General features: G+C 52.3%; 10 protein-coding genes and 1 pseudogene. 4 read left to right on the plus strand and 7 right to left on the minus strand.

The features are described 5' to 3' along the window. The 6 genes from AB7U36_RS09840 to AB7U36_RS09865 all read right to left on the minus strand — a co-directional run. A partial coding sequence (locus AB7U36_RS09840) for a hypothetical protein (RefSeq protein ID WP_428159607.1) occupies positions 1-683 on the minus strand: 683 nt, incomplete at its 3' end. 10 nt (positions 684-693) lie between these two features. After that, entirely contained in the window at positions 694-1,596 is a 903-nt protein-coding gene (locus AB7U36_RS09845; protein ID WP_428159608.1) for a hypothetical protein, read from the minus strand. Next, positions 1,589-2,833, minus strand: coding sequence for a CapA family protein (locus tag AB7U36_RS09850; RefSeq protein ID WP_428159609.1), 1,245 nt, complete (start codon positions 2,831-2,833; stop codon positions 1,589-1,591). The genes AB7U36_RS09845 and AB7U36_RS09850 overlap by 8 nt, the downstream gene beginning before the upstream one ends. Positions 2,834-2,846: 13 nt before the next feature. Beyond that, positions 2,847-4,016 carry an alanine racemase gene (gene alr / locus AB7U36_RS09855; RefSeq protein ID WP_428159610.1) on the minus strand — a complete coding sequence of 390 codons (1,170 nt, stop codon included), beginning with the start codon at positions 4,014-4,016 and terminating at the stop codon, positions 2,847-2,849. Further along, a complete protein-coding gene (locus tag AB7U36_RS09860) occupies positions 4,016-4,876 on the minus strand; it encodes an aminotransferase class IV (protein ID WP_428159611.1) in 861 nt (286 codons plus the stop codon). Before AB7U36_RS09860 ends, alr begins: the two co-directional genes overlap by 1 nt. Continuing rightward, a complete protein-coding gene (locus AB7U36_RS09865; protein WP_428159612.1) occupies positions 4,873-5,727 on the minus strand; it encodes a class I SAM-dependent methyltransferase in 855 nt (284 codons plus the stop codon). The genes AB7U36_RS09860 and AB7U36_RS09865 overlap by 4 nt, the downstream gene beginning before the upstream one ends. A 163-nt stretch (positions 5,728-5,890) precedes the next feature. Here AB7U36_RS09865 and glk point away from each other — a divergent pair, with 163 nt between their 5' ends. Both glk and AB7U36_RS09875 read left to right on the plus strand, forming a co-directional pair. Next, positions 5,891-6,880 (plus strand): glucokinase, encoded by a 990-nt coding sequence (gene glk / locus AB7U36_RS09870; RefSeq protein WP_428159613.1) that lies wholly within the window; start codon positions 5,891-5,893, stop codon positions 6,878-6,880. A 98-nt stretch (positions 6,881-6,978) separates the two neighbouring features. Continuing rightward, on the plus strand, positions 6,979-7,773 hold the full coding sequence (locus tag AB7U36_RS09875) for a sulfite exporter TauE/SafE family protein (RefSeq protein ID WP_428159614.1): 795 nt from the start codon (positions 6,979-6,981) through the stop codon (positions 7,771-7,773). 88 nt (positions 7,774-7,861) lie between these two features. Here AB7U36_RS09875 and AB7U36_RS09880 read toward each other — a convergent pair whose 3' ends face one another. Continuing rightward, a complete protein-coding gene (locus AB7U36_RS09880; RefSeq protein ID WP_428159615.1) occupies positions 7,862-9,778 on the minus strand; it encodes an aconitate hydratase in 1,917 nt (638 codons plus the stop codon). A gap of 337 nt (positions 9,779-10,115) precedes the next feature. Here AB7U36_RS09880 and ispG point away from each other — a divergent pair, with 337 nt between their 5' ends. Beyond that, complete coding sequence (ispG, locus tag AB7U36_RS09885; protein ID WP_428159616.1) at positions 10,116-11,210, plus strand: flavodoxin-dependent (E)-4-hydroxy-3-methylbut-2-enyl-diphosphate synthase; 1,095 nt, start codon at positions 10,116-10,118, stop codon at positions 11,208-11,210. Then, positions 11,194-11,554: pseudogene (locus tag AB7U36_RS09890) on the plus strand (proline--tRNA ligase); the annotation flags it as partial. The gene ispG and the pseudogene AB7U36_RS09890, both read left to right, overlap by 17 nt.

The raw sequence follows: 11,554 nt of genomic DNA on the forward strand, positions 1-11,554 counted from the left end.
AGATCCGCTCTTAAGATGGGGTATCTGCCAAGAAGCCTGGGGTCCACCGTGACCATGCCGGGTAAAAATTCCTGAAACGCGCCGTTACCCAGCATCAGTACTGTATATTCCTGGCCCGGCAGGTACTCTTCCACCAGGGCCGGCTGATCATAATTTTCATGGATAAAACGCACCTGGGCTTCCAGCTCTTCAACGGTGTTTACCACGCTGTTGTCGTTAATCCCCACAGACCGGCTCTCATAACTGGGTTTGACAAAGGCCGGAAACACCGTATCCGGCAGGGCCTGACCCGGTTCAATCTGGTAATGGCAGGGTACGGCAACGCCTGCCTTGTCCATGATGTCATGGGTGGTGGTTTTGTGAATCAGCGCCTTCATGCTAGCTGCATCCGGGCCGATATAGGGAAGCCTGCGCTTGTCCAGAATCTCAGCCACCCAGTCCTCTTTGTCGTCCCCCATACCGACGGTGGCTTCATTTTCCGTCATATGGTACAGCGCACTCCAGACAAGATCGAACTTGCGGGTATCCAGTTCCCGGATTAATCCGTCCATACTTGATACAGATGCAATTTCTGCGGATTTACCTGACCCGTTGATGGCCTTTGCCATCTCCTGGGTTACGGCCATATTGCCCCAGCCCTGGGCATCACCGCCAGGACCGGTAATCAGTAAAATACGACTCATGTTTTTTTCCTCACTCAATGTCAATGCTGAACAGATGCCTGTCCATCCGGTAGTTTTTCAGGGCCTTGACCACATCCGCAGAAATCTTGGACAGCAGACAGTCATAGGCTTTGATTCTGGATGGCTCCCATGTGACCCTGGATACGATATCCATGGAGATCTGTGGTGAACCGCCGGCAATGATTCCCTGGCAGGCCGCATCAATCATGGCTTTGTTGGGGTTTAAAATGTTTACTTTTCTGCCGGAATGGCAGGCCAAAGCATTTTCAAAACTGTCTTTACAATAGCCAAAATGGGTGCAGCAAAGCCCGGCATACACAGTGGAACCCGCATTTTTCAGATTTTTTGCCGCCTGGGCAGCATTTTCATCAATAAGCGTTTTGACTTCGTCGCTGAACGGGGTCCGCTCAATTTTACCTGCAAGGTTCAGGCATCCCTGGGTGATGATCCGTTCCGGGGCAATCCCTTGTTCAACTAAAGCTGTTTTATGGCTGTTTTCATGGATGGTGGCAGGGGTGGCAAAAATCACGGCACAGGCTGAAGAATCCATGGCCAGCGCGTTATAGATCATTTGAACCCCGTGGCCCACGATGCCGGTGACGGGGATTTTCGTCTCTTGTGCAAACCGGGTAAACGGATAGATCACGGACAGGGTGTTGCAGGCAATGTAGATATGATCGGGATTGAATCGGGCCATGGCAGCCAGGGCATTGTGAAATACCCTGGGCCGGTCCGCCGGATCCGGGTAGTGGTTGTATCCCTTGTACTGTTCGGGCCAGGCATTGAAGTACACCAGCTCAATGCGGTTATAACGGGCATCATCGGCAAACCTTGCGGCCATGCCGGCATACACGGAAAGTCCGCCAAGTCCCGAGTCGGTTACAAGCAGGGTCATTTGTTTTTTATCACTCATTTTCAACCTGTCTTGTCAGCCACTCCCGGGCCAGGTCCCGGGCCCAGACCGGGCTTTGTCCCATCTTATCCTGCACCACACGGGTGAGCAGGTCCTTCCAGTGGTAAAAATGCTGGGCCGTGGTCAGCCGGTTTCTGAACATGGCCGCCCCCTTGCCAGGGGTGTTGTCCAGTTTGTTTAAAATCATGTTGACTTCGTTTCTGAGTCCGGACACACCGTAATAATCCAGAAAACCCTGCCAGGCATCTCTGCTGCCTTCCGGTGTGGACAACGGTTCGCTGAGCTGTTTGAACCGCTTGAAAAAATACTCCCGGTCCGGGCCTGCAAGCATCTGCACCCCCTGGTCATGGATCCGGTAAGGTTCAATATCTAACCCGGCAAGTCCTTTTGGGCTGATATGCAGGCGCACCAGATATCCCACCTTGCGCCAGAAAAAATTTGTGGGCTGGTAAAAGACAAAGTTCCCCAGGCTGCAGCACACCGGTGTATTTTTATGGAAGAAAAGCCCCTGGGGCACATGGGGGTGATGCCCGAGAACGGCGTCGGCACCGGCATCTGCCAGTTCCCTGAAGGCCTGGGTTACGTATTCCGGTGCAAAGGGAATGTATTCCAGGCCGCAATGGACCACGGCGATCACTGCGTGAATTGCCCGGGCCATATCTTTTTTCAGATCTCTGATACGGGCCCAGGCCCCTTCAATGTCCCATCCGGCCACACCCGGTCCAGGTCCGGCTGCGGTCAGATCTTCACCTTCGCTGATGTTGACAATGGCAATGCGAACCCCTTTGGCTTCCAGAATCAGGGCCGCTTCAGCCTCTTTTTTGGTCATACCGGCACCTGTGCGGGCTATGCCGTGGCAGTCCAGGACCCCGGCGGTCTGACTGAACGCCTCCACACCAAAATCAAACATGTGGTTGTTACCCAGGGTGACAGCGGAAAAAGGCACCGCAGTCAGGCCCTTTACATGGCAGGTATTGCCTTTGAACACGGTCCCGCTTTTACATACTTCACTGCCGATATCACTTAAGGGGGCTTCCAGGTTCACAAGACTCAGGTCTGCCTCCCGCAGCACAGGCAGAACATCGCCGTATATGGCTTGGGGGTCGGATTCGATCAACGGGGCAAACGCCCGGATGGGAGCCCAGTCCCCGGCAATGACCAGGGTGGCGGCGTTCCCGGGCGCGGCATCACGGGACCAGGAACCTGTCTGAAAATTAAAGCGGTCTGTGTCCGGCATGGGCAGCCTCCTTTTACAGGTATGACACAGGCATACGCCTGCTCAGGCCTGTGGTGACCTCGTAATTGATGGTCCCGGTGAGACCTGCGATGTCGTCAGCCGTAATCTGCTCATTTCCCTGGGAGCCGAGGATGGTGACATCGTCTCCGGGTTTGACCCCTGGAATGTGCCCCACATCAATCATGGTAAAATCCATGGTGACCCGGCCCACAATGGGGGCCTTTTTGCCTTTGACCAGCATCTGTCCCTGGTTGGACAAAAGCCGGCTGTACCCGTCTGCATACCCGATGGGCACCGTGGCAATCACCGTGGGGGCTGCTGTGACATGGGTGCAGCCGTAGGAGATGCTGAAATTCCTGGGCACCGCCTTGACATAAATGACCTTTGCCGTGATGGACATGATCGGCGTCAGCTTATGCCTTGTGATGTCCACCTCATGGGATGGGGCCATCCCGTACATGGCAATGCCTGGGCGTACCATGTCAAAATGGGCTTCGGGTAACTCAAGAAGCGCAGCAGAATTGGCTGCATGGCGGATTTCGGGACGGATGCCCATATCCGCGAGCATGGCAACCATGTCATTGAATCGGGCCAGCTGTCCTTTGGCATGGGTTTTGTCAATTTTGTCTGCCTTGGCAAAGTGGGTGTAGGTGCCTTCCACCCCAAGGCCTTTCAGGTCCGCAATGCCCCCGGCCTGACGTATGCCGGCCGCTTCCCCCTGGCCCTGGGAGACAAGGTCGGGATGGAGAAACCCCATGCGCCCCATGCCCGTATCAAGCTTGATATGAATTTTCAGCGTGGTATTTAAGGCGTGGGCAGCCCCGGACAGGGCCCTGGCGGCTTGGATATCAGCCACGCTTGCCCGGATGCCGTGGGTGGCAAGAAAAGAGACCTGTTCGGGCAGGGCTTCTCCCAGAAGAAGAATAGGCGCGGTGATGCCGGCACCTCTCATGGCAAGGGCTTCCGAGATCCGGGCCACGGCAAGAAAGGATGCCCCGTTTTCAAGGGCGGTTTTTGCGCAGTGTATCCCGCCATGCCCGTAGGCATTGGCCTTGACCACGGCGCAGAACCGGGTACTGGCCGGGATCAGGCTTTTCAGGGTCCGCACATTCTGCCCAAAGGCGGACAGATCCACCCGGATCCGGCTTTGGGGCTCAAGGACCGGTGCATCGGGGAAATTCATCAGTCTGCTTCTCCAAGACCGTAGGCGGTTGTGTATGCTTTCCAGTCCGCCATCAGGGCAAGGGTTTTTTCTCCGGGTTTGCTGTCCGAGATAGCCGTATCGTCCACCTGGATAATGGGTACGATCTCTTTGTTGGATGCCGCAATAAACATTTCATCCATGTCGGCCAGATCTGCGTGGGGGATAAAATCCAGGACAATGTCATATTTCTTTTGTAAAAGTTCCAGCACAGCGCCCCGGGTTACGCCGGGCAGAATGCTGTCGGGCGGGGTGATCAGGGTGTTGCCTTTGAAGGCGAAAATATTGGTGGTGGTGCCTTCCAGCAGCCGGTTGTCCTTGTCTTTGTAAATGGCTTCAACAGCGCCAAGGCTGCGGGCCTTTTGCTGGGCAAAAATGGCTGACAGATAGTTTGTGCTCTTGGCCTGGGGGATAAATCTTTCCATGTCCACGGTGATGATTTTGGCACCTTTGGTATACCACCACTCCGGCAGTTCGTGCTTGGGCGTGGCCATGACCATGAGGATACCGTTGCCCTGGGGGGTTACGCCGTCAGGGCTGATGCCGCCGGTGTAGACGATGCGGATATTTTCCTCTTTGTGGTGCGGGTTCTTTTCTATGGTCTGCATGACAATGCCGCAGATCTCTTTGTTGGAATGGTTCAGTTCAAGTCCGATGTGGCGGGCGGAATTTTTCAGGCGCTCCACATGTTTTTCCAGGCGAAATGGACGTTTGTTATAGGTGATCAGAAAGTCAAATACACCAAATCCCCTTAATACGGTGATGTCTTTTACGGAAAGGGTGGCCTCGTCTTCGGAAACGAATTTGCCGTCAATATAATACGTGTCATAACAAGTGTTCACGGTTTGCTCCTTTTATTGCAAAAATTGGATTTTATCCAGATATCTTCAACGCACAGCAGAGCCTGTTCTTTGAAATTTCTTTCCATGTTTGCGCCGAAATGCCCCGCATTTTCTCCAAAAACCAGGCCCGGGTTTAAAGGGCCTGTGCCTCTGGTTTTTTTGATGGCATTGACCTTTTCCCACCAAAGCGCCGCTTCTTTTGTTTTATCTGCACTGAGAACAAGTTCAAATCCGGCAGTTTTTGCATATTCCCCAAGATCTTGACGGGAGCAGAGCATGGAGGCAGAGGCATTGCCGGCCCAGGGAACAGGGTAAAGGGGATCAGGCCCCGGGCCATCCACAATCTCATGCAGAATCAGTTTGCCCCGGGGGGCCAGTACCCTTGAAAATTCGGCAAAGGCCTTTGGTTTGTCTTTTATGTTAAGCAGTACGTGCTGGCAGAGTACGGCATCAAAAAAAAGGTCCGGGTAAGGCATTGTCAGCAGGGAACCCTGTTTAAAGTTTATGGTACCGTCTTTTACAAGGCCGCACCACTGGTTTAACACCCTTGCGGTTTCAATGAAGTCCTGGGACAGGTCAATGCCATGGACAACAAGGCCGAAATTTTGCGCCAGAAGCCGGGATGTGCCGCCAATGCCGCAGCCTGCATCCAGAATAGTCATGCCTTTTTCCAGGCCGGCGTGTTCCACCAGTTCAAGGGTGGCAGGGGCCCCTCCTGTATGAAGCTGGTCAACCGGGGCAAGGTCCCGCAGACTGATTTGTTCCGGATTTTTGTCTGCTTTTTCAAGTCCCTGGCGGATTTTTGCCCCAAGGTCCGGGCATGCATAATTGGTTTTCACAGTATCGTTCATGTGTTATTTTCCTTTAAACCGGGGTGCTCTTTTTTCTTCACAGATCAAAATGGGAGGGGCAGGCATAATTAACGCTCCTAAAGTTGTTGAAAAAAGCCTATATAGAAAGGAATGTCATTGTCAAATAAATTTACAACCTTTTTATCGCCCAGGTGTAAGGCCCATGATTCTTGCAGGGGATATCGGCGGCACAAAAACAGTGCTCGCAATCTATGCCGGGAGAACACAAGTGCCCGGGAATCCGGTTCATGAAACCCGCTTTAAAAGTGCCAATTATCAATCTTTTGAAAAAATTGTCAAAGCGTTTTTAGATCAGACCGGTGCAAAACCGCAAGCCGCCTGTTTCGGGGTTGCCGGCCCGGTAAAAGACCGCCATTCCCGGATCACCAATCTGCCCTGGGAAATCAGCGCAGATGGAATTGAGCAGGCCTGCGGCATCCCTAAGGTTTTTTTGATTAATGATTTGCAAGCCATTGCCGTTTCAGTGCCCCACCTGGACAAAGACGGCATCTTTACCCTGAATCCGGGAAATCCGGAACCCAAAGGGAACCGGGCGGTTATTGCACCGGGTACGGGCCTGGGCATTGCCTTTATGGTCTGGGCAGGGGACCGGTACCATGCCTTTGCCAGCGAAGGGGGGCATACCGCCTTTTCTCCCCGGGATACCCAGGAGGTTAAACTTCTGGAATTTTTAACCCGGCGCTATGGCCATGTCAGTTTTGAACGGGTGTGTTCGGGCAGTCAGCTGCCCAATATTTATGAATATTTTCTGGAAAATAAAATTTTTCCCGAGCCTGTCTGGTTAAGGGAAAAACTGGCTGCAACAACGGACAAAACACCGGTGATTGTGCAAACCGCCCTTGAAAACAAGGCTGATATCTGCGAGGCCACACTGGATATATTTGTCCGCGCCCTTGGCACGGTCACCGGCAATATGGCTGTGACGCTTCTTCCCACAGGCGGCATTTATCTTGGCGGCGGCATACTGCCGCGCATCCTTAAACGGCTGGCCCGGCCCGATTTTTTAACCAGTATTGCCGACAAGGGCCGTTTTTTTTCATTGTGCGCCAATATGCCCGTCCATGTGATTCTTGACCCCAGGGCGGCGCTGCATGGTGCAGCCTGGTATGGTTTTGAGGCTCTCAGTAATTAACGAAAGGGGTTTGCACCGGGAACTATTCATTGCTTTTTACCCTGATTTTATATATTTGTCATTCTTGTGTAATTGATTACGGATAAAGGACTGAATAGATGGTTTATATAGCGTTGTATCTGGCAGTGGGCGGTGTGGCCGGCGTGCTGGCCGGGCTTCTGGGCATTGGCGGCGGCCTTGTGATTGTTCCCATGCTCACTTCGATTTTTACCCACCAGAATGTGGCCCATGAAGTTATTGTTCACATGGCTTTAGGCACGTCGTTGGCCAGTATTTTGTTTACTTCGGTTTCCAGTATGCGTTCCCATCATAAACGTAACGCTGTGGTCTGGCCCGTGGTATTCAGAATCACTCCGGGCATCCTGGTGGGGACCTTTACAGGAACCTGGATTGCCTCCATGCTTTCCACCAATTTTCTTAAATGTTTTTTCGGCATCTTTTTATACTATGTGGCCACCCAGATGCTCATGGGGATGAAACCCAAACCCACCCGGGACATCCCCGGCACCGCAGGCATCTTTGCGGCAGGCAGCATCATCGGCGTATTTTCAAGTCTTGTGGGCATTGGCGGCGGTACCCTGGCCGTGCCGTTTCTGACCTGGTGCAATACCAAGATTCACAAAGCCATCGGCACCTCATCGGCCATCGGGTTTCCCATTGCCGCAGCCGGTTTTTCAGGGTATGTGATCAACGGGCTTGGTACCCCAAACCTGCCGCCCATGTGCCTGGGGTTTGTCAACCTCGTTGCTCTGGCAGGAATTGTTGCAGCCTCGGTGCTCACGGCACCCATTGGGGTGAAACTTGCCCACAACCTGCCCGTTGACAAGCTCAAGCGTGTTTTTGCCGTGCTGCTGTATTTGGTGGGCACAAGGATGCTGATCTCTGTGTTTTAAAAAAAAGGGAGATAATCAGCCGATTATCCCCCTTTCTTAACCTACATACTTCTGCCGGAGAATCGTTTCTTCGGCAATAATACAGCGGTTATCCCTTGTAGGTTGCTTTAAACTGAGCCAGCGCACCACCTAATTTCAGCGTGGGGATCATATCTTTGTCAAAAGCAGGTTCAAGGGGAAGTTTTTTACCATTGACTTCAAGGAACAGATCTCCGGCCAGGTCTTTGGCATCAAAGGATACTGTGTCGCCCTGGGTGATTTTGTCATAGTCAGCCGGGTTCTTAAAGGTCATCGGAACAATACCGAAGTTAACCAGGTTGGCCACATGGATACGGGCAAAAGACTTAACGATAACCGCGCGGATGCCAAGCCATCTTGGGCACAGCGCTGCATGCTCGCGGGAACTTCCCTGACCGTAGTTTTCAGCACCAATGATGAAACCTTCTCCGCCGGCATCTCTGTGAGCCACAGCGCGTTTGGCAAAGGTGTTGTCAACCAGTTGGTAAGTTGCCTGCATTGCATACTCTTTAACATTGGAACGCAGGGGCAGGAATGTACCGGCAGGCTGGATGTCGTCAGTACTGATGTTGTCGCCAAGCTTAAGCAGAACTTCGCCTTTCACAACGTCGGGCAGCGGCGTGAATTCAGGCAGGGCCATGATATTGGGTCCGCGGACAATGCCTTCGGACTTGTCGGCTTTATCCGGCATGATGAAGGAATCGGTGTCGATGACAGGCGGGATTACGTTAATGGCAATGTCTTTTGCTTCCGGTACGGTGATTTCACCTGTCAGGGCACTGGCAGCTGCAACAAGCGGGCTGATCAAATGACACAGGGCATCGTCTGTACCTGAACGTTTGGGGAAGTTCCGGTTGAAGGTTCTCAGAGTGATGCCTTTGCTTGGGGGGGAACCGCCCTGGCCGATACAGGCGCCACAGCCATTTTCCATGATTCTGACACCGGAATTGAACATCATTTTTATGTAGCCTGCGTCTGCAAGCTGCATGGCAACGGATCTGGAGCCGGGATAGAGCATGGTGTCAACTTTGACACGTTTGCCTTTAAGGGCTTCTGCAAAGGTGGCGATGTTTTCAAAGGAGCTGTTGGTACAGGAACCGATACAAACCTGATGAATTTTAGTTCCGGCATGATCTTTAACTTTTTCAACATTACCCGGAGAGGGATAGATGGCGATCAGCGGTTCGATTTCAGACAGGTTAATATTAATTTCAGCATCATAGGAAGCGCCTTCATCTGCGGACAGTTCGGTGTAGTCCCCACCGCGGCCACGGCTTTCCAGATAGGCTTTGGTGTTTTCATCACTTGGGAAGATAGAGGTGGTGGCACCCATTTCAGCACCCATGTTGGTGATGGTGGCCCGTTCTGTCAGAGACAGGGTTTTAACGCCGGGACCTGCATACTCAAAGATAATACCCTTTCCACCTTTTACGGATACAATTTCAAGCATCTTCAAGATGACATCCATGGCCATACAGTTTTTGGCCAGCTTACCGGTCAGGTTAACCCTGGTCACCTTGGGCATAGGCATTGTGTACATGCCTGTAGCCATTGCCAGAGCAACGTCATATCCGCCTGCACCCATGAAGATCGCACCTGCGCCACCAGCGTTTACGGTATGGCTGTCAGCACCAACACCTGTCATACCGGGTTTAACGAAGTTTTCCATATTGGTGAAATGACAGATGCCGGTTCCCGGTGGTGAAAAGATGATGCCAAGTTTTGCGGCAACAGTTCTCAGGTACTGATGGTCATCCGGGTTTCTGAAACCGGATTGAAGCATACTGTGATCAACAAAGTTTACAGCAAGGGGCTTTACTTTATCAACGCCCATGGCTTCCAGTTGAAGCATGCACATGGTGCCGGTAGCGTCCTGTGTGAAAGCCTCATCAATCTTGATCTTGATCAATTCCCCGGGTGCTGGCAATTCAGCCGGCTCAACCAGGTGATTTTTGAGAATCTTATGTGTTAAACCTAACGCGCTCATTTTACCTCTCTTCGTTTATGGTTATGATTAATGCCTCGATCCACACAGAGTCCCGAAAGCCTTGAAACATGCTTTCATACCTCTTAAACCGAGGATTCAAATCTTTGTCTCCGGTAGTACGATTGTCTGAGCTGCAAGTTCGCCGCTCATAGTTTTAGGATAGGAAGGCACTTTTTGTCAAGAAAAGTATTAAGGATAATTGAATTTGTCCTGTCCGGCCTGTCATCAACATCTTGAAAAAAACTGTCCTGGTATGATAATTTATGTGTACAACGCTATGCTTGCATCTGAAAATTGCGATGCAGGCATTTGCTTTTTTAAATTAAGGATTTAATGTATGCCGCTGCTCAAAGAACGCCGGAAAACCCGGCAGATAAAAGTGGGGTCACAAGCTGTGGGCTCCCTGGCACAGGTTTCGGTTCAGTCCATGACCAACACCCAGACCCAGAATGTGCAAGCCACTGTAAACCAGATATTGTCCCTGGAAAAGGCCGGGTGCGAAATTGTCCGGGCAGCCGTGCCGGATATGGAAGCGGCCAAGGCTTTAAAAAAAATCAAAGCGCAGATTCACATTCCCTTGATTGCCGACATCCACTTTGACTGGCGTCTGGCCATTGCTGCGGCCGAATCCGGCGTAGATGGATTGCGGATCAACCCGGGCAATATCGGTACGGCCGACAAAATAAAAGCTGTGGTGGACTGTGCCAAGGCCCACAAGCTTCCCATCCGCATCGGGGTAAACGGCGGATCTTTGGAAAAAGAGATTGAGAAACAGTTCGGTGTGACAGCCCGGGGCATGGTTGAAAGTGCCCTTGCCAATATCCGTATTCTGGAGAACCTGGGGTTTTATGATATTAAGGTATCCCTGAAGGCTTCGGATGTGGAGCGAACCGTGGAGGCTTACCGGCAGCTTTCTTTGCTGACCGACGTGCCCTTTCATGTGGGTGTCACTGAGGCGGGTGGTCTTTATGCCGGCATTACCAAGTCCGCCATCGGCATCGGCATGCTGCTGTCCGAAGGGATCGGGGACACCATCCGGGTCTCCCTGACCCGGGACCCGGTGGAAGAGATCCGCACCGGGTTTGAAATTTTACGGGCATTGGGTCTGCGCCAGCGGGGTCCGGAACTGATCTCCTGCCCCACCTGCGGGCGGTGTAAGATAAACCTGTTTAAAATTGCCGAACAGGTAGAAAAAGCTTTACTTGAGCGTTCGGCACAGATTAAAGTTGCCATTATGGGATGTATGGTTAACGGCCCCGGAGAAGCTAAAGAAGCGGACATCGGCATTGCCGGCGGCGACGGCAAGGGAATTTTGTTTAAAAAGGGAAACGTCATCCGCAAAATTGACCAGGCGTGTCTTGTGGATGAACTGATAAAAGAGATTGACGCAATGACCTTAAATGCGGAGGAAATAAATGGGAAAGAAAGTTAAGACAGCCATTACCCCCACAAGGGAAGAAGATTATTCCCAGTGGTACCAGGAGGTGGTAAAAGCCTCGGACATGGCTGAAAATTCGTCGGTCCGCGGATGCATGGTGATCAAACCCTGGGGGTTTGCCATCTGGGAGAACATCCAGCGCCAGATGGATGCCCTGTTCAAGGAAACCGGGGTAAAAAACGCCTATTTCCCATTATTTATTCCCCTGAGCTACCTCGAAAAAGAGGCCGAACATGTGGACGGATTTGCCAAGGAGTGTGCGGTTGTCACCCATCACAAGCTGGAGAAGGGCGAAGGCGGCAGGCTTGTCCCGGCCGGGGACCTGGCCGAACCGCTGA

This window comes from Desulfobacter sp. (genome assembly GCF_050177295.1).